Below are 26,788 nucleotides of genomic sequence, written 5' to 3' on the forward strand. Positions count from 1 at the left end.
CATGACTACGTTCGATCGTTTCACAAAAATGCTCGGTTCATCGCCCCAGTACGAAGCGACGCAACTCGAGTTTGAAGAGCAGGACTCGTTCGTTCAACACCAATCGGACACACCAGGCACGCTCTTGCGGATTCGCCCCTACAAAGAGAATGACGGCGTCGTGGATGGGGCAGGCGTCCTCCAGTCAGTTCACGACGTGACGACGAACTTCCGCGGGAAGAATACGAGTGATCACCACTCCTTTGAAGTCTGGTTCGACCAAGGGAAGATCAAATTCTACATGCATGCTGCTACCGAGGCAGCCGCCGACAAATTCCGCCGTCGCGTTGGCAATAACTACGCCAACAGCGAGATTTTCCCTGTCGAGGAGGGACACGCATTCCCGGTTATCGATTCTGACGAGTATATCGCCGGCGCGTGGCTCGAGATGGAGAAAATTCCCTACTATCCGATCCGCCATCACAACAGCGAAGGCTTCGAGACGGATCCGTACGGCGAAATCACGAGCGAGATGCTCTCACTCGACGACAGTACAGTCGTCACGCAGGTCGTCTTTCGACCTGCGAAACAGTCGTGGACCGAGGGTGACCGATTCAAGCATAACAGCGTCGACGAACTCGCGCACGCACTTCGGCAGGGTACCTCGGTTGGGTGGCTCAACCCTCGAACCCGACCGGCGAGCGAGAAGGACAAACAGGCCGCCAAAACGATCGAACAGCAACGGGGTCAACAGGCGTTCCACGTGAACATCCGAGTTCTCGCTGCGTCCTCAGAGAAGAACGAAACCGAGGCTCGAGCCCGCGGTGTCGCGGGGATGTTCAGAAAGTACTACAACGCGATTACGGAACAGGGACTCGACGATAACCCTGTCTGGCATCGCAAAGAACGGAAACGAGCTGAACGACTTCGGCGATTCCTCTATCGGATGCGCGATCGCGAGTGGATCGATCGCCGTATGATCATGACTGTCGACGAACTCGCCGGCGTCGCACACATCCCTAATGCAGAGATTGAGACTCCGAAGATCGACTGGCGATACACCCAACGTGGCGATCGGCTCCCGTCGGATGGATCTCAACACCAATCTGACGAATCGCCGGTTGATGGGCAGACACCAGCTGTACCAGATGAGACGGCAGTCACTTTTGATGGCTCTCCTCGAGAGCAGGAGGGATTCGATGGTATTTGATCGGTTCTTCGGACCCGGTGAGGAGTCTTCGGGTAGTGATAGTGAGCACGAACCAGTCGATGGTGCGTCCGATGGAGAGATATCCTCCACAGGTAGTGACGACCAACTCGGCGAATCTGCGAACTCGACGAAATCCCATGCGCGCCAGTATAACAACCTCAGGAAATCTGACACGGGCAGAATGCGCGATAAAGCCAAAGCTGATGCCAAACAGGTCACCCGCAAAACGTCGACCAAAGCCAAGCAAGGGCTCAGAAACACCAAAGAAAAGGTCTCGAGGTGGTGATCTATATGAGCTCAAATACAGCCGATAGCGAGTACAATGCCCGAAAAATTCACCAATCGCTAGGCGGCACGACAGCCTTCTTCCAGGGCTACACGATTGGGGAACTCATGCTGTTTCTCACAGTCGCGTTCGTCACCGTCATCGCAGCAACGTTTGTTCCATCCGCACTCACGATCCCAATCCTCGGATTCGGGTGTATGTGTACGATCCTCCTCTTTTTCCTCCATAAAGTCAAACCAGACTATCTCTGGCTTACTGAGTGGCTCGTCGCTCGATTTGGCTGGGCGGTCAAAAATAAGGAGTACACGCACGGTGGGGAGGACAACAGCGAAGTCCGGTATTTGACCCGCCTCAGCCGCGTGTATCCCCACGCCATCGAACGAACCGATGGCGCACTCGTCGGCGCGATGAAAGTCGAGCCGGCGAATATGGCCCTCGAGGACGACGACGCCTGGGCAAAAGCCGTCCAGTCACTTTCGGAGTTCGTGAATTCGACTGTCGACTTCCCCGTGAAGGTCTATATCACTAGCCGCGAGGTGGATCAAGACGACGTCGTTCGCGAACACCAGCACCGGCTTGGCGACGCCGACGTTCGCTCACGCCCAGTTCTCAAACGCCTTCTCGAGGAGTACGCCGCTTCCAACACGAACGAAAACGGGGATATAGACTCTGAAACGACCACCGTTCGAGAGTATTATCTCATCACGTCAGTAACCGATAGTGACATCGAACAGTTCGACGAAACCGGAGATAGTGTTCTGGCCTACCTCGCTGATATGCCCGTTCTCGGTCGATTGTTCGGTCGGTTTCAGTCTGACGGGCTGAGCGAATCCAGACGCGACCAACTCAAAGAAGAGAAGCTCGAGTCGCGACTCGCCCAGCTTCGGCGTGGTGGCTCGTCGCTCTATCGGTGTTCGATTAGCCCCGTCGATGCATACGACCTCGCTCGGATCACCAAGGAGTACTGGACGTGCCAGCCAGAGGAGTACGACAATATCACGAACGCGCTCGGAACGTTCCCGGTTGTCTCCCACGGGATTAGCGACGGTGTGCCAACCACACCGGATCCAGAGGATGTCGTTGGTGCGATGAACGACATAAGTGAAGAAGCAGAGGACTGGGAATACTCCCTCGAGGATCTCGACTCGGACGAAACTGAGGAGGGAGACGATGTCTCATCAGTGTCCGAAGAAGACCGTCTTCCGGATACGTCGACGATGCATCAGTCGGTTATCGCGCCGTCGACGATCGACTGGGAGACGACCTACGCTGTAATCAACGACGAGACGTACGTCCGCACCTTCTGGATCGAACAGTTCCCCGAAGAGCCATCGGATGGACTCCTCGAGCGATTGCTCCTCGAGACAGATCTCAAGACGGATATCAGCATCCACCTCGATCCGTTCGATAGCCAATCGGCGCAGGACATGATGGCCGACTGGATTTCGGATCTGAAGATCAACCAGCACGATTCGAACAGCCTCAGAGCCGAAGACCTGCAAGAGGACATCGACTCTCTGGATCGCCGATTATTGCCATACTCGCTGGGAAAATCAATCCAGCCCCGTGTTTGCGACAGAACCAGGCGATCGTATTTGTGGCGGTAACATTGACCTCGTGAGCTAAATCAGCGTTCTCCTCACAATCATCAACACCGCTAAGCGCAGCCAGATGCATGACGATATCAGCACCCGCAAGCGTGTCTTCTAATTGATCCTGATTACGAATGTCGACGTGCTGTACAGGAACATCACCGATTTGACGGATTGTTCCGCGGTAGAAATTATCAATAGCCGTAATTGACCACTCTGGATGTTCCGCTTGTAGGCGATCCACAACACGGCTTCCAATATATCCTGCTGCACCAGTCACTGCGATTGTCACGGTCTTGTTAGTCGTCATTACTGGTTCCTTGGATCGTTGCTTGAACGCTATCGATTTCAGTACTTTGTTCGAGATTCGATGCGGAAGCAAACCGTGTCGCTAGATCTCGGACACCTTTCCGGAGCGTGGATTCATAGAGGAGTTGAAGAGAACCTTCACAGATAGATTAGACTCAGAGGATGAGTTAACAACTAACTTCGAGCTCTCAAGAGTATATCAGCAATCTTGGGCAGAGGATGGAAACGAGGATATAATTAAAGAGAATGTCACATCCCTGTCAAAGCAGCTACATCCAGTACAAAAGACCGATAAGGGGTTGTTATTCCACAGTACGGACTCCGAAGTACTCGTGGCCCACTACCATGCTAGTGAGGGATGGGTGAAGGATTCAAACGAACTGATCAGTGGAGATCGTGTCGACAAAGATAGCGTCATCAGCATGTTTGCATTAGAGCCATCAGCTGATGGTGGTGATTCAGCTGTGGACGCTGACTACTATACGGAGTCGACAACGTTTATGCAGATTTTCGGAGTCCTCTCAGACGATGTACTTCGGGAGATTCCTGAACGGGAGGTATACATCAACGGAAATCCGCTCTACGACGACAGATATACTGTGAGGTACTCTTTTGCACGAGATCAATGTTTGGCCATGATCGAAGACAGTTCCCTATTTCTCAACGCGGATTCGGACTCGTTCTTGATTGAGAAATCACTCGAAGGCGAACCTCATATGCTTCGAAGTGAGTTCCTGGGGCAACACGAACGTCGTGGAGTCGCTCTGGCCGATCTCGGTCAGGGTGTCCATCCCTTTGTCGATAACCGCTCGCTCGCCCATCGATTCAGCCGACCGGGCGCGAAGGACCGTCGAAATCGAGTCACCCTGGGCCTCGAGGATCTGACTCTGTTTTTCACCCTGCGCGCGGATGATCTCGGATTGTTTGTCACCTTCGGCCTTCTCGACGGCGCTGCGGCGTTCACCCTGGGCCTCGAGGATCATGGCGCGGCGTTTTCGCTCGGCAGAGGTCTGTTGTTCCATCGCGCGCTGGACATCTTTGGACGGGTTGACCTCGCGGACCTCGACGCTCTCGACGCGGATCCCCCACTCGTCGGTGGGCTCGTCGAGTTCCTTGCGAATCTTCGCGTTGATCTCCTGACGTTTGTTGAGCGTGTCGTCGAGTTCCATGTCACCCAAAACGGCACGGAGGGTGGTCTGAGCCAGATTCGAGACCGCCTTCTTGTAGTCGTCGATTCTCACTAACTCCTATTGAAAATCATTCATTCAATCCACATATAAATAAAAATCATTGAATACGGGATTCCCGAAATCTCTGCCATATAATTATCATCATAACATATAATTTTTTATGGTTTGTCCTACACTATCTCTGTATATCATATGCCCAGTTGTTATCCCACTACTGACTAACACATAGACTAGAAAACCTTCAGTCTCGTTTTAGTCCATTAATTTCCCTCGATAAGTTCGGAAACGGTATTGAGAAGGATGGGCCTGCACTGCTCATACTCGTGCAAGAATCTCGAGTAGCAACATCAGCAGGAAAGTCCTTCTCGTCGTATCGCAGCACGGAACCGCGATTCATTCGTGAGTCGGCTATTGGAACATCTCGATGAGTTCAGGAACCACGTCAAAGAGATCGTCGAGATTCGGTGACATCGAACCAGCAATCGAACGGATTCAATCACTCCTCGATTAAACTCCGATAATCATTGGATACGACAGTTAGTATTAAACGGTGCCGCGCACCCAGAACAGAACTAAACAGATCAGATTGCCAGAGAGTTCCCGTTCACCCTGAGCCATTCACGGCGCTCTTCATAGTCGGGAATAAGAGCACCAACCGTATTCCAGAACGCACCGGAGTGTTCAGCATGCACTGCGTGGGCCAATTCGTGAACGAGAACGTAATCCTGGATCCGAACAGGTGCCAAGATTAACCGCCAGTTGAGTCGAACGGTTCCGTTGTCGTACTCACCCCATCGGCCGTCGATTTCTCCGACCCATACTGGCACATTTTCGAACCCCAACCGTGATTCAAAGCGTGACACTCGGCCTGGGAGTTCCTCCTCCGCACGCTGGATAAACCAGTCGACGACCGCTTGATGCTTTCGACGAACGCTCACGTCGTCTACGTCTCCGTCAAAGCGGTGGACGCGAAGGATGAACGCCTGCTCATCGAACGACAACGTTGGTTCAGGGACATCCGCCTCAACGAGCTCCAACGGATACTGTCGCCCCCGGTACTGGAGCTTCTCCCCACTCATGTACTCCTTCGAATACGGGGGTCCTTCCTGCTCTTTTAGCCCGTAGAGTTTCTGAAGTAACCACTCTTGGCGGGACTCGAGTACCTCCTCTACTTCCGCTATCGTCGCAGTCATCGGAGCTGTAACGGTCAGTTCAAGTGATTTGTCGATCGACAGTTCCATGGTCTCCCGCTTTTCGGACCAATCGATCGTGTAGGGAACGACCGTCTGACCGATATGATACCGGCGCTGGAGGCGTTTACTCATTGATAATGATTTCGTGCGAGCTCGATGACCCGATTGGTTAGCTCTCGGCGCTCGTCACCCGAGATGTCGATCTCGGACCGATACAACTCTCCCGTCACTTCCTTCCGCATCCGGTTCTGCAGCTGCGTTTTCTCCTTCCATTCAACCTTCGTCACGAACTCCTCAACGGTTCCTACCGACGAAACTGGCGGGATCTACCGGCTATCCGACCGCGGACGAGCGTATCTCGCTGGGGAGCTAGCTGTCGAGGAACTCGAGAAAGATGAACAGTAAATTTGCGTGATCTAACCCCTCCCATAGATTCGCATGAGCAATTTAGGTTCCGGGGAAATCATGAGCATAAAACATATTCGTATCAACTGAGAAGCCACGCGTACTACCAATGCTCTACTGGTTACGATCCCGCCCCTTCGGCCAGCAAATACTGCTCCTCGCGATGATCTGTGATCCGATCGGCTTCGCGACGGGGTACCTCCTCGAACCCTCGCTCGGCCTCGAGCCGATCATGGGCGGCGTGTATGGACTCGTCGCGGCAAGCCTCCCAGTTTCGTTCTGGATTCTCACCCAGCAGAACTGACGCGATCCGGCACTCGAGACGAGGCTGGCGATGGACTCGAGAGACCACCCGACGGACTCGAGAGACCACCCGACGGACTCGAGGTGTCGATGTTCACTGGCGAGCGTTGATGATCTGCTGGCGGTCTTCTGGATCCCAAAACTGACGATTGCGATCGCCTTTGTCCTCGGGGAGGAACTCTTCTGCGCGCTGTGTGTTCGCCGGATTCGTGTCTAACAGTTCGTCGCGGACGCAAAAGGAGAGAAACGCGCGCACGTAGTTGAAGTATGTGTTCGCCGTCGACGCTGCCAACTCTTGGTCGATGGCACGCTCGCGAAGATACATCCCGTACTCCCGGAGCATATTCGTCTCGAGTGCGTCGACTCGCTGTACCCCCTCTTGATCACAGAAGTTCGCGAACTCGTTCAGTGGCGATCGCATCGTCGACCGGGAGCCGCCCGAGTCCAGCGAGCCGAGATAGCGCGACACCGCCTCCTCGACGGACTTCCCCCCGCGATCAGCCCGGCGATCAGTGGATTCAGACATTCACTTGTGGGGTACAGTGTCGACCCACATAAAATCACTTGGTTAAACTGGTGTTTAACAAAGTGGATCGTATAGGGGCGATACTGCAGGATATCTGAGGGTAGAAGCCATTTACTCCCGGATATGCAGAATATAAATTCTATATCGCGATATAGAATGGGTTCCTTGCAAGTTGAGACTACAGTGGGTTCAGCGGGGCTGTGATGCGTGGTTTCGGACGAATCGACGAGCGGAATCTGCTTTAGATCCTTCCCCTTGCAGCGATCGTGTTGCTACTTCTACCGACCGGAGAGTAATAATAAAATTCGTAGCGGCCTATATGACGATTCTACTGGGACCAGTTACGCATCCCGCTCAAAGCGGACGAAGCCTTCAGCGGCCCACCGCTCATCACCATAAATATCGATTTGGTACCACGTCTGTTGATACGCCTGCGTTGATTGGATGACTTCACCCGATGTCCCATCAGGATACTCTTGCCGCCCGTCGAAATCCAGATTATCGTACGTAGGGACGTCACCCGAGTCATTCCATAGTGAGACGATATCACCTGAGTCAATCTCATCACTCGCTGCAGAAGCACTACCAACAACAGCGAGTGATGCCACTCCTGCAGCGACAGCTCCTCCAGACGCTTTGATAACTTTTCGTCGAGTCGGATCGCTGTTTTCATTCCCAGGCATTGCGATTTCTGCTTCCATGTACATGTTAATAATCCTTAACATTAGTCGCGCAAAATCTAATTTCGTTTCCTTTGTTACAGGGTGCATCCGAATCTAGCTTGGTTCGTTGGGGATTCCGTCTTTTAGTTTATTCAACAATCGTATTTCTGGCCGCTAAACTCGTAACTTCGACTTTTTATCCAAGTGGTAGGAATCGGGTGCTAATAGCACTACACGAGTGGATTGAGCCGTTCATCTACGTTTTTTCTACCTTCTCTTTTGGTCTTCTTGTGGCCGTAATAGTGCTGGTTCAGAACACTTTCCTGTCATTCAGTAATTTGATTATAGTGCCACTCGCGGTGATTCCATCCCTCATACTCGCAGGTGCATATAGTAGGAAAAGAAGTGCCGAGTATGAACGTATGCGAGACGCAAAAGCAGAGAAAATAAGATTTCGAATACTTTGGAATTTGTTTATCGAAGAAGCATGGGGCTCTGGAATGGACGAAGACCAACTCAATCACGGGCTCTGCAAGCCTGGAATACCAATTGTCCGTGAAACTCAGTGGGAGATGAACTCATTCCTCCACCTCAATTGCGATCAACTCTTCTCCCATATTTTGTGCCTGCTCATTTGAGAGTTCCCCTGGACGCTGATGATCTACATCAGATACGTCGATTAGGTAGAGCCAGGGGTTTGGGCCACCACCGATGTCGTTGTCCTTCTGGACGCTCAAAACGGGCGTAATTAGCTCCTCAATACCGTCTTCACGAGTGTAGAACCCATTATCGTTTGGATACGAGCTGAGTGAACTCCCCAGAGGACCATCCACCTTGAACTCTATACCTTGGTTGCTCGACACGAGCTGAATATCGACTCCATCAACTCGTCCCATCGGTTGTAAAACAACTGCGATAACTTCCTCTCCGATTTGGCTAAGTCGCAGGACGCCTTCTTCGGATTCTTTTATCAAAATTTGTATGGTTTTAGTAATTAAATAGGTTTCGCCAGAGAATTTGTGGATATAATACAGTAGAAGTTAGAATGAAACTCTTATTGGAGTGCTCACAAGCAAAATAGAGTCAATCAATTATTCTCTCACTTACCAACAACCAAACTACCGATACACACCATCATCGTCCTGTCGCAAGGTTATCGCACTTTCTTCAATAGACACTGAATCCGCAGCGAGCAAACTAAACTGCCGATTAGCGATATCCATCACCTCCTCCGTTTCATCCTCATTCGTTCCCGTCACAGAGACCTCAATACCTGATGGAGTCTGTTTGATAGTGACCTCAGGTTCGTCATCATCCGCTTTGAACAATCCAAACATGACACTCCAATATGGAACGTAGAACAACTTATACGGGTGAAAATATTCCCCGGCTCCAACTCACGAAACATATTCATATCTTTATTGCGCAGTAACACGACGAACCTAGTGGAATCGCCCCGCGGTCTCGAAAACATCGACGAAGGGGCTCTCGAACAACAATTCGAGGGATGGGGGCCGATTCAGGATCAGGTCGTGAATCGACTCCGCGTCGTTCGAGACCACGAAATAACCCACGCGGAAGTCCTTAGCCAGACAGTGGGGCAATTAGGTGGCGAACCTGCCCAGAGTCCCGAGTTCGACTTCGGGACAGCTGTTCAAGACCCAGCAGAGTTCATCGCCACTGGTGCCATGCTCGAGGATATTGGTGTCTCGGCGTACGCCGGCGCAGCACCGTATATCGATGCGTCTGAACTTGTGCCACCGGCACTCAGTATCCATAGCGTGGAAGCGCGACACGCCTCGTACCTCCGAGAGCTCAACGGCGAAATCGGGTTCCCCGAGGCGTTCGATGATCCGCGCTCCCGCTCGGAAGTCTTAGAGTTGGCGAGCGGATTCATCGTCGAATAGAAACCGGATTCGCCCACCAACTGCAGTATCTTTTGCGGTCAGAGTGTTCAAATAGTACAGTTGACTGGAACCCCTGATCCCCTCATCCCCTCCCACCCCTGATCAAATACTATAGTCGCCGAGAACATTCGGAATTGCAAGTAGTCTTTTTAGGATACCAAACAGTTCTCGGGAATATGATCGCCGATCCACGGGTGTTCGACGATGAGTTCGTCCCACCCGATTTGCTCCACCGGGAGAACGAGATTGAACAGCTTCTTCGTCGGTTTACCACTCGACACCCGGCAGATAAAGACACCTGAAGGTTGGCGAGAAACCAACCCATCTATCTTAGCGGACTGATAGTAGGGCACCTGGAGTCGCAAACGGAACTCTCAAGAAAGCTGGCTGAATTGTAAAAACAATCGATCCGTGCGACCAGTCGTGCAGTACCTGCAGAACAATGGACATGAGAAGCTAGCAGCACAGCTCTCGGGAATGTAGAAATTAGGTGCATTTCCTGTTCCCACGTCCGTCTTCCACGCCCCTTGGTTTGCACCGCCGGGCTTGCGGGCCATGGTCACACAGGCTCCACGCAGCACCTCTGCGCTCATCTGAATGTATGCCAAGGACGCATAAATAGCTGTTATATGCCAGACCGGTCGTGTTTAGTTACGGTTGAAGGATGGGCGAGGTGATTTCAGTTGGTCTATGGCGAAAGTCGCTCGCTTCAGTGGTCGTAGCGACTGGATTGAATTAGACATTGTGGAGCGAGAGCGAACACCGCCCCAGCTGACGAAGGTCGGTATTCGTCTTCATCGTGCATAATTGTCATTCTTGAATACTATATGAAATATTGGGGGAGTTCCGCGTCAAACGGTCGCAGAAAGCCGTCCACGACTGGGTGCAGAAAGCCGATCTACAGCCCGCCAATAGCGCGAGTTCGGATCACGTCGCACTCAACGAGATGGTGATCCGAATTAACAACCAACAGTTCTGGCTGTACGCTGCTGTCGATCCCGAAACGAGCGAATTCCTGATTCACCTCTTTGCAACAGCCACGACAACATTGACCTAACGGCTTTTGTGAGAACTTCGTGTGAAACACAACGTCGATGACGCCGTGTTCTCGTTGATCGAGCACACCATCTAGCTCGCAAAGAACGGAAACGAGCTGAACGACTTCGGCGATTCCTCTATCGAATGCGCGATCGCGAGTGGATCGACCGTCGTATGATCATGACTGTCGACGAACTCGCCGGCGTCGCACACATCCCCAACGCGGAGATTGAAACCCCAAAGATCGACTGGCGTTACACTCAGCGGGGTGACCGGCTTCCATCGGATGGGTCTCAATACACAACTGATGATCCGCTGATTGAGGAGCAGACACCAGAAGCTCCAGATCAGGCAGCAGTCACACTTGATGGCTCTTCTCGAGAGCCGGAGGGATTCGATGGTATTTGATCGGTTCTTCGGACACGGTGGAGAGGACTCGAGTGATGACCAAAGTAGTGAGTCCACATCAGGCGATGAAGCATCCGGTGACGACCAGACAGAGAACACGAAGAGCACTCGGTTGTCGTCTGCCCAGCAATCAGCCGCTGGTGAGCAATACCAGCTCGCTGACCAGGACACAACCCGTGTTGGTGGAAAACCGATCCTCACGGAAACAGCCAACGAAGGCACGGTTGCAGGCTCGTACGTTCGAGAGATGTTCGAAGCCGGGATGTACAACGCACCTGCCCCACTCTGGGTTGGCTACACAGAAGATCCACAGACTGGCTTTCGTGAGGCTCCGCTTCGGTTTGACTCCCTCTTTCGGCACAATTGGATTGCAGGGACGACTGGCTACGGAAAGACGACTCAACTCCTGAATATGATGGTCCAGTGGGCGTATTCGGGATACGGCTTCACGTATTTCGATCCGAAAGGCCAAGACTCTCGTGAACTCCTCCGGATGCTCCCCAAACACCGCCTCGAGGACGTAGTGTGGATCGAGCCTGGATCGACCACCCACGACAACACGGTCGGGATGAATTTCCTCGAGGTACCCGAGTGCGAGACGACCGAAGAACTCGAGAACGAGATCGAAAACCGGGTCGAGAATCTGAAAGCGGTCTTCGATACGTCCGACTACTGGGGCATCAACATGGAGGCGATCACCGAGTCGATGGCTCGAGCGATGATGAAGTCCGAAAAGCCGTTTTCGATCATTGATATGTACTTCATCCTGCTCAACGCCGATCGTCGCGAAGATTTCGCTCGGAAATCCTCGCCCACGATATTCGAAATCCACTTTCAATAGCACGGGGGCATGCAGAAATCGCCCAGGAAGACCACGACATTCCAGAATTAGAGCAGATTATCGTATCGCTCGAGCGAATCGATTCGCTCGTCGAAGACGTAACTTCCCTCACAAGGGATGGCGAGGCAATCACTACCCTGGAACCGGTTGTTATCGAGGGTTGCGCTACCGAGGCGTGGCGGAACGTGAGTACTGCAAATGCCGAGTTACGCATCGACGCGGTGACTGGGATAGTCGAAGCCGACGAAAGTCATATGCACGGACTTTTCGAGAACCTGTTCAGTAATGCGGTCGAACACGCCGGAGACGATGTCACCATCCACATCGGTCGATTGAGAGAGGGCCTGTATATCGAGGATACCGGTGTAGGAATTCCGGAGTCAATTTATGATCGTATTTTCGAGTACGGATATACGACGAGTGATGGGGGGACCGGTTATGGGCTCTCGATCGTCCAGCAAATCGTCAACGGACACGAGTGGGAAATCAGCGTGACCGAAAGCGATGCCGGTGGCGCTCGCTTCGAAATCACAGGGATGGAGTTCGTCGACGCAGCTGACTGAGACGTTTTGTACGGGTTCAATCGTCGTTACTCGTCGTCGTTTCGTCCTCACCACGCGCGAAACTCGTCGCAGTGGTGGGTCTTCAGCGGTACCAGCGGATAGCCCTTCGATGCGTTCTTTCGGCTCTTGCCCGTATAAGTCGACGAGTTCGTTGCAACATTTCGGCCCGTATCCTCGAGCACCTCGAGGATACGGAAGTCGGTTGGTTGCCGTAGTTTCAATGCTAATCTCCCTATGCTACAAACCATTTCCACAGGCAACCGATGTTTTTGTTCCGTCTCAATGTGGATGAAACCCCCCAATCGTGACACGTAGTTAATAGCCGTTCAAAGATACGGAAGTTCGACAGAGATTCGCCAGTCGATGACTCTGAGTCCGACCTCGATGAAAATGTGAGTGATGATCAAAACGAATCCACTCCCGGAAATCAGACTCCAAACTCGAGCGAAGAAACACCGCCAGTGGACGATCAAAACTCGAGCAATGAGAGTAACGCCGATACCAACAATTCCACGGACGGTCCGATAGAACCGAACTTGAGCGATGATACTGGGCTGGATCCAGATTCGACTGACTCGACACCACTGTCTGTTGTCCCACTCGTCGGAGGAATGGTCCTCTTCACTACGGTTTACCTACGAATTTCCAGGGGGGAGTGAATCGCCTTAGATAGTTGCCTCGTCCGGCGATTAAGGCTGTAATATACAAACAAACACCCATCGATAAATATCGGGGCCCATTGGCCATCTCTTATAAAAACAACTCTCTCTAGTAATATCTATCCAAAACACATTTATTAATAGCACAAATAATAGATTTGAGGACCTAATCAACCAAGATCCAGCAGGTAACCAAGCGGTCCGGATTCAACAGACCACCGGTCAGGACGGTCTTTCGCGCTCAGTCTGGTCGAAAGAGCTCGCAAACGGTGATCGAGCAGTAGGATTATTGAATCGTAGTGACAGGAGGGCAACAATCACAACCAGTGCTCAGGCAGTCGGACTTGATGAGGCGCCATGCTATGTTGCTCGCGATCTCTGGAACGGGACTAACTGGCAGACTGCCGGTCTAATTAGTGCATCGGTTCCATCACACGGTCTCGCAGTATTCCGTATCAGTGGTGGAAGCCCGAATAATAATAGGCCCTTCGCAGTAGTATCACTCAGTAAGAACGGGGAAACAATTGCTCCAGGTGAGGAAATCTCTCAAACGTTGAGATTTGCCAATTATTCCCCAACTGCCATCGATCGTGCTTATGTTACTTTTAACTCACCTAATGGCTGGGAATCCGAACCTGTCTACGACTTGAATCTGAAGACCATTCCCTTGTTTTCTCAAACATCAAGGCCGACTCTATTGAGGAGGTGAATGCAATACTTCAGATGTTGTTTGACCAAGCTTCGGATGAGGACCTTCCAAGAAGCAGGAGATATCTGACCGCCGCTGGACTCTTGGCTGGTATCAGTCATGCATCGGATGACACTGCATCAGACTCACTGTCAGGTATAGTAAGGCAGAGCTCCTTCAGGGGCATCGAGGGTTTCATCCAAGACCAGCTTGACTCGGGTGAGACAGCCGAGGCCTTCAGAGGGTCGTTAAATGCTCTCTTCGATGATGTGGGTACTGAAACTAGTACTGCCAGCTTAGTGGATGGCGAATTTGATTACGATAGTTTCAGTCGATTGGTGGAGATGATCGGCGAAGCCGGCGAGGGGCTTGGATTATCTGCTGGTGATCTTAGCGAACTTGATGAGGAGGGGTATCGGAGTGTCATCACCATTGGAGTTGATCAACGTATCGACGGTAATCTCACCCGTGAGGCAGAAACCGGACGAGGACCTTCTGATATTCGCCTACGGAATGATGAAGGGGATGTCATCTACATCGGCGAGTGTAAATACTGGAATGAGGGGAATTCTGGCGTGAAATCGAATCTCGAGAAACCTCTCGAACAACTTGCGACGTACGATCAGGGTGAGACATTCAATTCCATCATTATCTTCTTTAAGTCAGATGATTTTCAAGAAGTCGGCATCCGAAGCGTGATCTATCATTATACCTTGTGTGTCACAGACACACAAATGAAGTGATATCATGGAAGAAGAAGACATAGATAATTCCAGTGAGACAGCAAATGGAGTCGACAAGAACGATTCCATTCAATCACCGGTAACACGCCGATCAATGATGAAGGGATCAGCAATGGGTGCAAGTTGTTTTTTAGCAAATCCGACGATTGCCGCCACCGACGACACCACTAAAAGTGTGAATCCCGACAAGACATTGGCAGAAACACCACCAATGGGATGGAACAGTTGGAATACGTTCTACTGCGATATCAATGCGGGGTTGATCAAGGAGACCGCTGATGCGATGGTGGAAAGCGGGATGAAAGAAGTGGGTTACGAGTATATCTGTATTGACGATTGCTGGATGGCACCCGAACGTGATGCGACTGGGAATCTTCAGGCGGATCCTGAAACATTTCCGAATGGGATCAGTGCTGTTGCTGATTATATTCACGAGAGGGGGCTAAAACTCGGAATCTATCAGTCAGCAGGGACAAGTGGAGAGCGCATTGATGGAGATGGTTTAACGTTCGTTCGTCGGTCACAAGTCCAGTCCACCAGTAGTGTGGAGACTCATCTTGACCCGGGAGGTTTCCATCTACGAATTCTTTGAATTCGGCTTCTATTGGACGTTCACGAGCGTCTGCACTCATTGTTCATCACCTCCATCAGAACCACTGTCTCTACGTTCAGGAATCTGATACTGTCCTTCCCGGAGGTCGTGGTCTTCTTCGTCTCGTTTCCGTTCAGTATCCTCAATGTGTTCTCGAACCGGTGAATTCGGAAGTTCGCCTTCGGCAAGTGTCTCTCGCTCAAAGTCCCGAATCATACGGTTTGTCTCTCGAGCGGCATCCTCTGTGGCGTAATCCTTCCGACGTGAATCTGTTTCAACGGCAGCTTGGTACTTGCCGTCTCGGTCTTCTATAACCTTCTCCAGTTTGTCTTCGTGGACACGTAGCTCGTACATAGACATATTACCGATATCTGGTGCAACAGCAACGTTCTCATCTTTATAGTATGCTATAGCTTCATAAAAATTACCGTTGAAGTTGAGAGCAGATGTGTTCGTTTTTTCGCCCATATATCTCGGAGCCTCTGAGTCGTACAGATACACATCTAAGTCGCTCCAGTCTCGTTCTGAAAGTTCAAAACCTTGCTCGAGCCGATCGAACTGTCGCTTTCAGTTTGGATGGATTTGAATCATCTGTACACAGGACCATGTGCGTGTTTCTCCTTGGTTTGACGATCACTGATTCGACGGCGGTGGCAAATGGATCTGTCTGGATACGTGTCTTGTAGACTATTTGTTTTTCATAAAAGGGCCTGAGCTGGCGTGCGAATTCGTCTTCCCTGCTTGTGAGTACTGCCAGCGCACTATCCGGACTTGTTGATACCCCTCTTTGGGACCTCGATTCTAACTCTGTGAATTCAGTCGTTCTGGTGTCGAGTCCAGTTTGGGTGCTTCGCTGGGATCGTGTTGTGACTGCGAGTTCTGACGGTTCTAATTCAAGCAGTTCGCGCCGGATTCTCGTGTATGCTTCTACTCCTGTAGTTGGTTGGATTCGACTCGTAATCCCGCCATTGCCAACTGATATGTATCCCAATGGATCACCGAGTTGCTGTGCACTTGCTGCGATTGTAAGCCCAATTTCCCGAAGATAATCGAGTTTTGTCTCGCCTACCGGGCCCATTGCGAGGTGGTCTCGGTGGTCAATGACAATCATCGTCGGTCGGTCTGTCTCTGCTTTGTAGGTTCTCACGTGCGGCGTTGCCAATCGAGCCGTTGCCTTCCAATCGATTTGACCTGCACTGTCACCGGCAGTATATTCGCGGAGCTCCGCTAGTTCGAGTCCGGATCCAACTCGACCTGTCTCGTGCTCTCCCTGTACGAGTGAGACACGGGTTCCCCCAGCGCCGATATGAATATTTCGGGGGGTTGGTGGCTCGACTATCACAGTTGCCGATGATTCGTGGGATATTGTTTCCGAAAAAAGTCCATTCGAGGCAGTGAGTCTCGCCGGTCGAAACTGGTGGGCGCCAGCAACCGGCCACTGAACGGTGGTCGTCTGTGTCTTGTGTACTGTATCACCTTCAATTGTCAGCTGTAGTGGCTCATCGATGACTGCAGCAGGTGGAACTCCGTTCGCCAGGACCAAATATAATTTAGTTGATTCCTCGAGTTTCGCACCAAGAGTAACTGTCGACGATTTTCCAGTTGTGGTGCTGGTTTTCGAGGATGATTGGGTCATTGAGATCGTCTGCAGTGCGTTTGTGAGTTCGTGAACGAATAGATACTGTCGAGTTAGCATCCACACGCCAACTAAGGCTGAACCTGCGAATAGTACGGGTCTCGCAAAGACGGCGCCGAGGGCTGCTAGAGTCACGACAAGAATATAATACCCCCATGCTTGACGCGTCAAACGCATACCTGACAGATTCCCCGGTCACATGTTGAACCTGTTGGTTATCTCTCGACGTGACCAGACACCTTTTTGGTTTGTGGCGCAAATCTGTGGCTGTGACCACCAAATCTAGACGTGCTGTTCTGTCTCTAATTTTGGTTCTCAGTGTGCTTCTCTGTGCTAGTCTTGGTGTGAACGTGATAGATAATCATGCGGTATTCCACATTGTGGACAATATCTCAAATCTTCTTCCTCTGGTACAAACTGATGGCTACAATTTTCACAAGTAATTGCTAAGGTTGCGGTAGCATTCGCTTCAAGTGTCGCAGTTGCTCTATCAGACCATTCTGATGGATACCGCTGAGAGATATGCTGAGAGCAATTATCTTCATATGCTTTCACTAGCTCCCGTTTGTGGAGTCGTGCCAGTACACCTAACCCGTTAGAACACATATTTCGAAGTTGAACGTCATCATCCTGACCAAGATAGACTCGCCAATCATGGGCGTAGTCACCCCTGAGGTCCCGTATTTTTTCTAATTGGCATATATCCTCACTCCCAAGGATATCTACACTCTCAATATCTAAATGACGCCATTCTGTTTGTCGAGACCTCTCCAACTTCATTCTACAGTATGTTTCAAAAAAAGCGGATTGGCGAAGAAGAGTGAGTTCGAGGTTATCATTCTCAAACCCTCTTTTTGAAAACTGTATCTCTGAACGGAGCATTGGTAGATACGGCCCATCAACAATATTAGTTTCTTCACCGAGTATTTTGAAAACAACATACTCAAATGTAGAGAACATTTCGTCCGAAAACTGCACATATGTGCCAGACGTTTCAGACGAGTTCTCAGTTTCTACAACCGTTTGGAAGGTGACGAAATCATCGCCCTGAAGGTCCTCTTCGTCAACTTCAGCAGTAATAATGTTATCCTCATGGCTGACAGACACATCATCAGAATCAGCGTTGGTAACTTGCACATCAATTTCTGAAGTTTCGTATCCAGACGTGTCTTCAAATTGGATTTCAACAGTTCCGTCCGAGGTGACCATGCTGCCCCGGTGTTCGGTCTCGTAGAGACTGACATCGCCATCTGAATCTCCTAAGGGTGTAGGGTTATCAGCATGGATACGTGGAACATTATCTGTGTCTGAAAGTATTAATCCACCAGTCAATGTTTCATTGTTGCTGGTTTCAATTTCCATCTGCTGGTCAGGGTCAGTGACATTAGCACCTGTCCGCATTTCGAAGTATAAGACTCCCTCGAATGGGGAGCCGAACACGCTGATACGGCCGTTTTCTGTACGCTCACCACTGATCCAAAGAAATTCGATAGCCTCTGGGATGCCATTATGGCTATCAACGAAAACTTCCACGCGCTGAATCAGTGGCTCAAATCCGATCCGTCGACGAAGGGGAATACCCGTCGAGAAGATATACACGCCTGGCGCGGACCAAACGACGATGTTACCGGGCGACCTCGCCAGAAGCTTGAGTACGCGAAAGTCCTCGAATTCACGTCTCGTGGCTATCCGCATCTGCACGTCCTCTATTTCGATCCTCCGGCTCGCGACACGGACGACATGCCGTGGCTTTGTGACAAAGCCGAACTCTCCTACCAGTGGAACAAGGACACCGAAACACGAACTGGCCAGGGGAGTATCGTCGACGCGTACCCGCTCGTCTATCGCGACGATCTCGATGACCTCGAGGACGTTGAGTTCAATACTGACGAGGGATTCGTTAGCTGGTATCGCTACGGTGATCACGACCATTCCGAGGAGTGGGTCGACGAGCGTGTTCGCTTCCACCAGGAGCAAGGACAGATCGATTTCGACGGCGATGACGATAACCCGCTGCAAAAGACCGCTGGCTCCTATATTGGGAAGTATCTGAGTGAAACCTATGCGCTATTGCGGGATTTCGATAGCCTTGATGACCCTGATTTCCAAGGATCAATCGAGTCTCCTTCAAAATCAGCTTGGTGGAAACTCGCGCTCTATTGGTGTACTCAGCGCCGCTTCTGGTCTCCTTCACGGACAATTCGACGTGATATCGAACTTGATGACGACCGTGCAGATATTCGCCGGGGCGTAGCGGACGCAACACGGACGTCGATGCTTCACTATGCCGAAGCGTTCGACGACGAGCATCCGCTGTATCCTCCCTTTGACTCCGATCGAACTGAGTCGATGCTTCACCGTTTGCTTCGCGATCTCCTTGCCGAGCGAGAGCTCGAGGCGACGAACGCCTCAACAAGTTCGACGACACTTGCTCAGGTAGAGTATCTCGGGGCATACCATTTCGATGACTTACCTTCAGCTACAACACAGCGCCTTTCTCCCGTAGAATGATTCATTGCGGATATGGTTATAATGGAAACTATATAAATCTTCGTCAGACAAAAGATGATTCTGAGTTAGACCATAATTCGGATGGCTGAACAGTTCTTGAGTCGTTTCTCATCGTTTTTTGGCTGTTTTGACTATCTTTACTTTTTGTCCCTCTCCTCTACGGGAGGTTTTACACATCGATGTCGGGGGGAGGGAGGGGTCTGGTCCAATTCGAGCGATGACAGCACACGTTCGACAGCTCGGACCAGCTGCGTTTCGTAGTACGAGGCACCGTAGGTCTCGATCTCTTTGTGGGCGAGTGCGACACGGTCATGCGAGGACTTCCTGTCATCGATGACTAATAATGGATATAGCATCGTCGATCATCGATCAGCAATCCGTAACGTAACTTCCACGGAAAATATATTGCTTCGTTATGAGATGGTATTCTTATGTGGATATCTGATCTCCTGAACTCGGTACCTGGGAGAGTTCTCACTATCTACGAGCGATCCTCTGGATACGTGCCTACCGACTCGTCCAATCAAATTGTTAAATTCAAAATCTGTCAGTTCATCCGAGCCACGGTTTGCGCTGACTAAAAATATCTTCTCTGCAGATAGGTTAACTCCTTGCATCAAAGTTGGTGTAGTCACAATAGTATCGAGCGATGCAGAATTGTCGTAGATCTGCTCTATCTCTTCTCTTGCAATCTTTGGTACCATACCATGATGGTACGCGATTCCTTTATTGAGGCAGCGTATCAGGGAGTATTTCTTGTGAATCGACTCGGTGAGAAAGTCCACCAAATCGTCGATTTCAGCAGTAGTCGTCTGTTCCTCTCTGGACTCTGCGATGCGAACTGCCCTCTTTTCCGCAAAGTCCTTTCTCGCGGCGTAAATCAGATTTTTACTGTCCTTGCCGTAGGTCTCGATGATTTTTGGGAGTGATTCTGTTTTGTTCCCTTTGAAATCACTATAATTCAGATTCCCGGGTTATCTGCCGAGGATCTCAAACGCGACCTCGGTATCGTCATCCCCGAGACTATCTTGATTGATTATCTCACCATCCGGATCCCGAAGGGTGATAACTTCGGTCGAACTCTCCCCAGTCACTTCGACCTCGAGCTTCTTGTCGTTCATCTCGACGTTCGCGAAGACCTCACTGTCTTCGGTGTTGAGTCCAGAGCCGTCCTCTGTACTATTGTTGGAGGGCTCTGAATCTGAGTCCGACGTACAGCCTGCAAGACCGGCGGTACTGAGTCCAATGGTAGCAAGGACTGATCGACGGGCGATACGACTCTCGTGAGTAGGGGTGTTATCGGTCATTGTTGTCTGTAAGTCCAAGGAACGTGCCGTCAGACAGGTAGTCAAACCCGTAGACGGCCAAGGAAACTGGCAGGAACCACAAGAGCGTCACAAGCGCTAGCTGGACGAGCTGGGCGAACTTCGGATACTTCGGTGGAATCTTTGCTCGGTCGTCGGCCTCAGCGTACATCGTCTCCGCATCCCACCAGTCTGCGGCTACGTACGTTCCATCAACGAGTAACGATGGCCGCTCCTCGAGATGGAGATGAGCCATGCCACTGGCGTTAAGGGGAGCCGACTGGTTGCCAACTTCCACCCGCCCACTGGTCACTGGTTCGCCAGTTGCGTTTTCGGTGACTGTTGCTTCGACGACCGCTCCCGAAGAATTGGCCTCAAGCACGGTCAGTTCGAGATTCGTTTCGCGAACGGTGCCTTCCTCCTCGAGCGAGACTGATTGTGACTGTCCACGAACGATTCCGTGAACGGTCACTGTGTCAAACGAGCCTGCTGGGAGGGCTTCCGGCTGCAGTGCAACGGACGTCGCGTTTACGTACTGATCGACTGGGGTAACGTCGATCTCGTCACCGAGGGACGGCCCCTCGTGTTCACTCCCCCAGGCTGCTTCGATCTCGAGTGGTGGTTTGACAGTATCGGTCACACCACCCGATACGTCTGGTTCTGCCTGCATGGGGACCGCGTAGAGCTGTGCCGGACGAACGGTGGAGTTCGCTCGAGTTGCGCCTGATTCGGTGCGTGAGACCATCGTGTGCCAGCCGTCTGCGCCTGCGGAATAGAACCGCCAATTCCCGCGAACCTGTGTCTCGTCGTCGATATCGATTCCTGACCAGACGGTACCTGGATAAACGACTGCACCAGTTCGGCTTTCGTCGGTTTCGAACGCCGTCTGGTTTCCATCGGCAGTGTCGACTCGGTTGACAGTGGTCTCGAGCGAGTCAGTTACTGTGAGCTGTTCGGAGGGGTGGTTGATTGCTGTCTCCCACGAGCCCTCACAGGAGTCCGTGCTTTGATTATACTCGTCACACGTCCGTTCCTCCTGACGAAGTTGAGCGGAGATTTCCGCTTCAACTGTCAGTGTTGGGCCTCCTGACAGGCCACTGTACTCGAGGGTCGACCGGTGGCTTGTGTTTGAATCGACTGTTTGCCCGTCGGCCTGGAGGTCGACACTCTCGAGGGAGGTCTCCTCGAGCGACCATTCCTCGCGTACTGGTCCGCTCTTGCTGTCGTCCGGCACCTCAACTCGGTAATCGGAGATCGCGAGGACCTCGCCATCTGGTGCAATATACGTCGTCGATTCATTCCCCGATTGGAGGACCGTCGACGGATTGACTGTGAAGATAGTGGCGTGCGCATCTTTGATGAAGCGTCCATCCTCGAGGGCTGCTGCCTCAGGGTGGACCGATGTGTCTTCATCACCAGCGGCGTAGTCGTCTAAGTCGCCACTATTCCAGCGTTCGACGTCCTCGATCGGTTCGTCGAAGAGGTAGTCCGTCGACTTCGAGAGGCGCTGGGAGAACGCCGCAGGTGAGGACGCGTTCTCGGTGAAATCAGTGCTCGAGAGGTTTTCGACGGCTGGTGTATCGCCAATTGCCGGGCCAGATTGGAATTCGACTTCCCGGGGCTATCTAACAACCGAAGAAGTAGAAGCAAAAGAATGGGGACTCGAGATGGTGTCTGGTGAAATTACCACGGATCAGTATTACGCAAGCGAAACACCACCCGCACAAATCAACCGGATCGAAGATAACAGGGCTGTCGACCTGAATACATTTTCCGCTGGTACTGAAACCTATCTCAATAATAGTTTCTCGGATGACCCTCCGTCAGTCGTTGCCCATCGCAGCTGTATTGAAATACTCCGGTCAGGTTATGGAGCCTGGAAATTGACCTACAATCCGGATAAGGCGCTAAACCAAGATTACAATCGAGTGTATGATTCAGGCTGCGTGCACTGTTAGACATTTTCATGTAATAAACATAATTATAACCGAGATCTCTTATTAATTCTAAATTCTATTGGGGAATGCTGGACGGCCTATCATCAAATGTGTCTGTATTTCTGCGTCAAATGTAACCATGTTTTATACTCTATCCAATATTTAATCACATATGGGAGACGGAAGACGTCTCACGACAGACCGTTATTTTGGGGACCTGGACACTCGTCTCGAGAATCTCGAATCCGCTCTTGAGTACATTGCCGAGAAGAATCCATCTGAGGAGGAGCTAACAGAGTGGGTTTTGGAGACAACAAACGCTCAGAACCAAGCCGGCGTTGAGCGTCGATTTGGTTTTCTCGAAACAATCGATCTCTTAGAGACGAACTCTGGACAGTATATACTGACCGAGCAAGCCGAAGAATTCTCACAGACAGGTAATACTCGAGTCATTTTCGATGGACTCCGAAAGAATGTAAAAGGATTCGAGCGCCTTCTCGACCCTTGACGACTTCTCCACCAACATTATGGAATCGAATTCACCGACCATCAGCGACTTCCTCGAGACGACGGTGGATAGCTTTCAGTTAGAAGAAACCTGTTGTTTCGTTAGCGATTTGGAACCAAGCGAAGAAGGCAAATCCAAGCACACCGGCTATCACTGTGATCATGAGTGTTTTGAAAGTCATATATTATCCAAGGATCATAGATTCGAGATAGACCTCCGTAGGTTCTTGATCTGGTCGAAGTTAGTTGACTATCCCGAGGAGAGGCCGTCGCTACGAGCCGATCGGGGGGTGGCGACCCATTGAATCGGATTCCTGACGAGGATCTCTTAGAAGCCATTCGGGAGTTGAACAAGAAAACGCGTAAGACCCCACCAACGAGGGATCAAATGGACGAGTTCGGGGAATATTATGGCCGGTCGTATACCCTGAGATTTGGTAGTTGGAATGAAGCAGTTTCAGCTGCTGGATTAGAGCCCAGAGAGCCGATAGACTCAGACTTCTTGGATGAGCCTGAATCTTGTCCACTCTGTAAGCGAAACGAACCGGAGTTAGATTTCCATCACTGGCGGTATGGGGATGAGAAGCAGGGTTGCTATCTTTGTCGCAATTGCCATGATTCGATTCACGAAGACGAAGCACAACCATCGGTGAACTCCGACTGGTTAATAAAAGCGGTTGAGAACCTCGTTAACGACCACCTTGAGTACCATGGCGATTTGGATACACACGAGATCCTAAGCCGATACAATGTGACTTCACCGAACCTCGTTGAGTATGCCATCCAACAAATAGAATCAGAGGACGATCAATATGACTAACGATGAATTCGACGAACTAGAATACCTCAGAAGGGAGAAGCGCCACCTCGAGAACTATATCGAAATGCATCGATAAATATCGGGGCCCATTGGCCATCTCTTATAAAAACAACTCTCTCTAGTAATATCTATCCAAAACACATTTATTAATAGCACAAATAATAGATTTGAGGACCTAATCAAATGTCTAAGTCTATTGGCGATGACGAGACTGTCATCATGGAGGTGCTAGCAAATCCACGGCGATGGATGTTCTTACAAGCGCTAGGCTCGCGAGACGACCCTGTGTATTTGAGTCACCTAGTTGATGAGGTAATGAAATTAGAAGACGGTGACTGGGACGATTGCACCAAATATCGAAATAGTGTCCGTGTCTCGCTTCGTCAGAACCACATCAAAATCTTAGAAGAGGAGAACATCATCGATTACAATGAGGAGGAAGACTGTATCGAGCGCGGTGATGAGTTTTATAGGATCAAACCAATATTGGACTCACTTACGGAGGACAACTCTCAACCGAAGCCGGAACCGCCCGACAGCCCTGTCTCTCTGGAATACTCGGAACCTGAATTGCCAAATGAGGATCAACACAATCAGCACGATCTTAAGTCACTACTCATACTCTGTTCCATTCTCGTGGCCCTTGTTGTGATTGCCTGTACTGCCATCATTTATTTCGCCATATAGTGTCCAAACCAACACTTCCATAATGTCTAGTTTATCGAAAAATCGTTAATGCCTGTGTTATAATCTACGGTGAGATTGACATCCTCCTACAGCTAGAGCTGTGATATCCCCTACTAGAGGTTGAGTCTACAGAGATAGAGGGAAGATGACCTCCTCGAGAACCTGGATCACGAAGAGCAACTTCGAGAAATCCGAGAAAACGAGGACAAGATCTTCTACGATAAGCGGCTCTCTCTCAATCAAGGCCACTACTTCACTAAATCCCCGGATGAACTAGCCCGTCTACTCGCAAAGGAATCTCACCACCTACGGGAGCTTCTAGAGGAGTATGGATATGAGTTTGAACCGTCAATTGAGCTGTTATCCCCTGCAGAGCCTTATGGGGGTATTGGAGAGGCAACAAAGGACATCCAAGATCGACTTGAGCAGACTGACGAGATTCAGGGATGGCCCACGGAGGGGGTAGCAAGATCCATCGTTCGGGATTGGACAAAGGCCCTTAGACGAGCTAATCTTATCCGGGGCGATATCTCTTCAACAGATCAAGTAAAGTGTGAGCAGATCGTCCACCTGTACGAAGAAAACGCTGATAGACTCGAGTCGATCGCAGAGTCGGTCAAATCTGGAACGATTGAAAACTCAGACCTCACAGCAGGGCAAGTACTCTTCATGAACGTCGATTCCAAGGACGGATCCGCTGGCAGCGGCCGCATCGAAAAAGAGCAACATCGCGGTGGTGACGAGCAGCGCCGGCACCGCGACGTACATCATCGCCCGTGAGAGGTTGATGAGTTCCCACTGGAAGTAAAGCGTCTTGAAGTGTTCGCGAGTGATGCCGAACAGCTTCAGCGACTCGAGTAACTTATCGTAGGCATCGCTCGCGTCGTCGGTGAACGAGTCGGCGTGTGATTCCTTGATCCGGCGCGCGCGGAAAATTTTCCACGAGTAGTTGTAATCGAGCGCTGACTTCACGACGGCGTACGTTCCGAACTGTGCGTCCTCGAGATCGTTTCGGATGGAATCTGCGTGCGTCGTCAGGTTGTCGACGAAGTCGTCGACCCGCTCGACGAGTTCCTCGTCACGGCTATCCGAAACAGCGTCGCGAAACTCCTCAGCGCGCTTCGAGGAGGCCGTGACTATCGCCTGGAGGAACGACGACGGTTCCGGCGGACTCACCGGCGAATCGATCGACGACTCGACGTTCTTGCGAAACTCCATCGATCCCTCGAGCCGTTCGCGTTGGTCTGCGACGGCCCCGAGTTCCTGAGAGAGGACCAGCGAGTTGATCGAGACGACGAGCGTGACGCCGGTGATCAAGGCGGTGACGAGCGCCTGAAACAGCGTCTCGACGGGGTCAGACGCCTCGATGAGCGTTCTGAGCGAGACGGGACTAAGCAGGTTTGCGACGAGCAATCCGACGAAGACGAACAGCATGAGACCGGCGGTGACGAGCCATCGGTTGGCGTTCAAGAGCAACGTATACTTCCACGTCGAGTCGACGCTTCGCTCGGCCATGGTGTCGCTCGGCTGCGAATTGTCGTCGCTCATCGGTGTACTCCAGTAGTCGACGACGGTGTGGAAATAGCTATTGATCGGGTTAGCCGCCGTCGATTGGAACGTTCGTCGACGACGATATATGGAGTCTGTATCTTCGGCAGTGTGTGTCGATTGTGCCCAATTAAATGTAGTCGACCAAATCTCATTGTGTGCTCCACGTTCAGATTCATTTAAGTCACCAACAAAAACCTGCCATGGAGTATCATAATGCCCTGATACAGCAGTTATAGCGTTACTCGTGGCTTCATCTTCTCCAATTCCGTTGTATCGGTCTTCTATGGCAGATTTTTCGCCTTCCTCGTATGCTGACCACTGTGTATCATCAAAACGTTCATCCTCAACTAAGTCACCCTCAGCATCTTGCCATGTCTGTTGAATTTGTCCGTGTTGAGAATACGCAGCTTCCTCCATTTCGAGGGCTGTATTAGCCTCATCTGGGTCGTTTATCCAATCGGATACAACACAGTATGCGTCAACTGTTATTGATGAAGCTACGAACCAATTGGTACTCTCACATATCCCACCTCCGTCGTCGGAATCCTCTTGAGCCGCCACTACTCCATTATTCGTGTTAATTTGATTGTTGGAATCAGCGATACCTCCTAAGCTCGTTAACGGCATAGTGAATACACTAGAGACTAGCATAAATGCTAGTACTATACCCCCTAGCCGTCTTGTGATTTTTGTATATCTCATAAATTTAAAAGTCACCTCTAAAAGTTCACATCAGTGTCT

The 26,788-nt window shown here is 51.0% G+C and carries 24 protein-coding genes and 8 pseudogenes; 17 read left to right on the forward strand and 15 right to left on the reverse strand.

The window, feature by feature from the left end:
* Position 1: 1 nt before the first annotated feature.
* From EL22_RS14350 to EL22_RS14360, 3 genes and pseudogenes are all read left to right on the forward strand, one after another.
* Positions 2–1,189: a hypothetical protein gene (locus EL22_RS14350; RefSeq protein WP_050052135.1), complete on the forward strand. Its 1,188-nt coding sequence runs from the start codon at positions 2–4 to the stop codon at positions 1,187–1,189.
* Positions 1,179–1,475, forward strand: a complete 297-nt coding sequence (locus EL22_RS19410) for a hypothetical protein (protein WP_050052136.1) — start codon at positions 1,179–1,181, stop codon at positions 1,473–1,475. The genes EL22_RS14350 and EL22_RS19410 overlap by 11 nt, the downstream gene beginning before the upstream one ends.
* A gap of 5 nt (positions 1,476–1,480) precedes the next feature.
* A pseudogene (locus EL22_RS14360) lies at positions 1,481–2,989 on the forward strand (conjugal transfer protein); the annotation flags it as partial.
* 1 nt (position 2,990) lies between these two features.
* On the opposite strand, the pseudogene EL22_RS16365 reads toward EL22_RS14360, so the two are convergent.
* The 3 genes and pseudogenes from EL22_RS16365 to EL22_RS14370 all read right to left on the reverse strand — a co-directional run.
* Positions 2,991–3,377: pseudogene (locus tag EL22_RS16365) on the reverse strand (NAD-dependent epimerase/dehydratase family protein); the annotation flags it as partial.
* 706 nt (positions 3,378–4,083) lie between these two features.
* Positions 4,084–4,617, reverse strand: a pseudogene (locus EL22_RS14365) (SPFH domain-containing protein); the annotation flags it as partial.
* A 530-nt stretch (positions 4,618–5,147) separates the two neighbouring features.
* Entirely contained in the window at positions 5,148–5,807 is a 660-nt protein-coding gene (locus EL22_RS14370) for a M48 family metallopeptidase (RefSeq protein ID WP_231587978.1), read from the reverse strand.
* Between the two features lie 466 nt (positions 5,808–6,273).
* Between EL22_RS14370 and EL22_RS14375 the strand changes: the two genes are divergently transcribed.
* The gene (locus EL22_RS14375) at positions 6,274–6,468 is read left to right on the forward strand and encodes a hypothetical protein (RefSeq protein WP_050052138.1); all 195 of its coding nucleotides are present in this window, start codon (positions 6,274–6,276) and stop codon (positions 6,466–6,468) included.
* 93 nt (positions 6,469–6,561) lie between these two features.
* On the opposite strand, the gene EL22_RS14380 is transcribed toward EL22_RS14375, so the two are convergent.
* The 3 genes from EL22_RS14380 to EL22_RS14390 form a co-directional block, all read right to left on the reverse strand.
* Complete coding sequence (locus EL22_RS14380) at positions 6,562–6,993, reverse strand: phage integrase SAM-like domain-containing protein (protein WP_050052139.1); 432 nt, start codon at positions 6,991–6,993, stop codon at positions 6,562–6,564.
* Between the two features lie 341 nt (positions 6,994–7,334).
* Entirely contained in the window at positions 7,335–7,700 is a 366-nt protein-coding gene (locus tag EL22_RS14385; protein WP_197075927.1) for a hypothetical protein, read from the reverse strand.
* Between the two features lie 533 nt (positions 7,701–8,233).
* Positions 8,234–8,629, reverse strand: coding sequence for a hypothetical protein (locus EL22_RS14390; protein WP_156184168.1), 396 nt, complete (start codon positions 8,627–8,629; stop codon positions 8,234–8,236).
* 483 nt (positions 8,630–9,112) lie between these two features.
* On the opposite strand from EL22_RS14390, the pseudogene EL22_RS14400 reads away from it, so the two are divergent.
* From EL22_RS14400 to EL22_RS14415, 5 genes and pseudogenes are all read left to right on the forward strand, one after another.
* A pseudogene (locus EL22_RS14400) lies at positions 9,113–9,562 on the forward strand (ferritin-like domain-containing protein); the annotation flags it as partial.
* A gap of 690 nt (positions 9,563–10,252) precedes the next feature.
* Positions 10,253–10,729: pseudogene (locus EL22_RS14405) on the forward strand (IS6 family transposase); the annotation flags it as partial.
* 51 nt (positions 10,730–10,780) lie between these two features.
* Complete coding sequence (locus EL22_RS17460; RefSeq protein ID WP_394298911.1) at positions 10,781–11,008, forward strand: hypothetical protein; 228 nt, start codon at positions 10,781–10,783, stop codon at positions 11,006–11,008.
* Positions 10,998–11,807, forward strand: a pseudogene (locus EL22_RS14410) (hypothetical protein); the annotation flags it as partial. The gene EL22_RS17460 and the pseudogene EL22_RS14410, both read left to right, overlap by 11 nt.
* Positions 11,808–12,034: 227 nt before the next feature.
* Positions 12,035–12,412 (forward strand): sensor histidine kinase KdpD, encoded by a 378-nt coding sequence (locus EL22_RS14415; RefSeq protein ID WP_156184170.1) that lies wholly within the window; start codon positions 12,035–12,037, stop codon positions 12,410–12,412.
* 89 nt (positions 12,413–12,501) lie between these two features.
* On the opposite strand, the pseudogene EL22_RS17465 reads toward EL22_RS14415, so the two are convergent.
* Positions 12,502–12,633 (reverse strand): annotated as a pseudogene (locus EL22_RS17465) (ArsR family transcriptional regulator); the annotation flags it as partial.
* Between the two features lie 643 nt (positions 12,634–13,276).
* Between EL22_RS17465 and EL22_RS18180 the strand changes: the two are divergent.
* Genes EL22_RS18180 through EL22_RS14425 form a run of 3 tightly spaced genes read left to right on the forward strand, consistent with a single transcriptional unit; the run spans position 13,277 to position 15,094 of the window.
* Complete coding sequence (locus EL22_RS18180; RefSeq protein ID WP_255349678.1) at positions 13,277–13,780, forward strand: hypothetical protein; 504 nt, start codon at positions 13,277–13,279, stop codon at positions 13,778–13,780.
* A gap of 14 nt (positions 13,781–13,794) precedes the next feature.
* On the forward strand, positions 13,795–14,502 hold the full coding sequence (locus EL22_RS14420) for a hypothetical protein (protein ID WP_050052145.1): 708 nt from the start codon (positions 13,795–13,797) through the stop codon (positions 14,500–14,502).
* 4 nt (positions 14,503–14,506) lie between these two features.
* Entirely contained in the window at positions 14,507–15,094 is a 588-nt protein-coding gene (locus EL22_RS14425; protein ID WP_231587981.1) for an alpha-galactosidase, read from the forward strand.
* 36 nt (positions 15,095–15,130) lie between these two features.
* Here the strand turns inward: EL22_RS14425 and EL22_RS14430 are convergent, their stop codons facing one another.
* From EL22_RS14430 to EL22_RS17475, 3 genes are all read right to left on the reverse strand, one after another.
* Complete coding sequence (locus EL22_RS14430) at positions 15,131–15,562, reverse strand: hypothetical protein (protein ID WP_231587982.1); 432 nt, start codon at positions 15,560–15,562, stop codon at positions 15,131–15,133.
* A gap of 64 nt (positions 15,563–15,626) precedes the next feature.
* The gene (locus EL22_RS17470; RefSeq protein WP_197075928.1) at positions 15,627–16,730 is read right to left on the reverse strand and encodes a DUF58 domain-containing protein; all 1,104 of its coding nucleotides are present in this window, start codon (positions 16,728–16,730) and stop codon (positions 15,627–15,629) included.
* A gap of 333 nt (positions 16,731–17,063) precedes the next feature.
* Positions 17,064–18,263 carry a hypothetical protein gene (locus tag EL22_RS17475; protein ID WP_156184172.1) on the reverse strand — a complete coding sequence of 400 codons (1,200 nt, stop codon included), beginning with the start codon at positions 18,261–18,263 and terminating at the stop codon, positions 17,064–17,066.
* Between EL22_RS17475 and EL22_RS14435 the strand changes: the two genes are divergently transcribed.
* Positions 18,240–19,241: a hypothetical protein gene (locus tag EL22_RS14435; protein WP_050052147.1), complete on the forward strand. Its 1,002-nt coding sequence runs from the start codon at positions 18,240–18,242 to the stop codon at positions 19,239–19,241. The two genes, EL22_RS17475 and EL22_RS14435, sit on opposite strands and share 24 nt — an antisense overlap.
* A 137-nt stretch (positions 19,242–19,378) precedes the next feature.
* On the opposite strand, the pseudogene EL22_RS19415 reads toward EL22_RS14435, so the two are convergent.
* From EL22_RS19415 to EL22_RS14445, 4 genes and pseudogenes are all read right to left on the reverse strand, one after another.
* Positions 19,379–19,582: pseudogene (locus EL22_RS19415) on the reverse strand (hypothetical protein); the annotation flags it as partial.
* A gap of 72 nt (positions 19,583–19,654) precedes the next feature.
* Positions 19,655–20,026, reverse strand: coding sequence for a hypothetical protein (locus EL22_RS18715; protein ID WP_231587983.1), 372 nt, complete (start codon positions 20,024–20,026; stop codon positions 19,655–19,657).
* A 189-nt stretch (positions 20,027–20,215) separates the two neighbouring features.
* Positions 20,216–20,548, reverse strand: coding sequence for a hypothetical protein (locus EL22_RS16390; RefSeq protein ID WP_197075929.1), 333 nt, complete (start codon positions 20,546–20,548; stop codon positions 20,216–20,218).
* Complete coding sequence (locus EL22_RS14445; RefSeq protein WP_231587984.1) at positions 20,538–21,779, reverse strand: hypothetical protein; 1,242 nt, start codon at positions 21,777–21,779, stop codon at positions 20,538–20,540. The genes EL22_RS16390 and EL22_RS14445 overlap by 11 nt, the downstream gene beginning before the upstream one ends.
* A 307-nt stretch (positions 21,780–22,086) precedes the next feature.
* Between EL22_RS14445 and EL22_RS17480 the strand changes: the two genes are divergently transcribed.
* The 4 genes from EL22_RS17480 (at position 22,087) to EL22_RS14455 (ending at position 24,496) form a co-directional block, all read left to right on the forward strand.
* Positions 22,087–22,503 (forward strand): hypothetical protein, encoded by a 417-nt coding sequence (locus EL22_RS17480; RefSeq protein ID WP_156184173.1) that lies wholly within the window; start codon positions 22,087–22,089, stop codon positions 22,501–22,503.
* A gap of 151 nt (positions 22,504–22,654) precedes the next feature.
* The gene (locus EL22_RS14450; RefSeq protein ID WP_050052150.1) at positions 22,655–22,990 is read left to right on the forward strand and encodes a hypothetical protein; all 336 of its coding nucleotides are present in this window, start codon (positions 22,655–22,657) and stop codon (positions 22,988–22,990) included.
* Between the two features lie 300 nt (positions 22,991–23,290).
* A complete protein-coding gene (locus EL22_RS17485) occupies positions 23,291–23,809 on the forward strand; it encodes a homing endonuclease associated repeat-containing protein (RefSeq protein ID WP_255349674.1) in 519 nt (172 codons plus the stop codon).
* Positions 23,810–24,028: 219 nt separating this feature from the next.
* On the forward strand, positions 24,029–24,496 hold the full coding sequence (locus EL22_RS14455) for a hypothetical protein (protein WP_156184175.1): 468 nt from the start codon (positions 24,029–24,031) through the stop codon (positions 24,494–24,496).
* Between the two features lie 639 nt (positions 24,497–25,135).
* Here the strand turns inward: EL22_RS14455 and EL22_RS14460 are convergent.
* Positions 25,136–26,044, reverse strand: a complete 909-nt coding sequence (locus EL22_RS14460; RefSeq protein WP_231587985.1) for a hypothetical protein — start codon at positions 26,042–26,044, stop codon at positions 25,136–25,138.
* Between the last annotated feature and the right edge of the window lie 744 nt (positions 26,045–26,788).

The sequence above is a fragment of the Halostagnicola sp. A56 genome (assembly GCF_000691505.1).
Classification (GTDB): Archaea; Halobacteriota; Halobacteria; order Halobacteriales; family Natrialbaceae; genus Halostagnicola.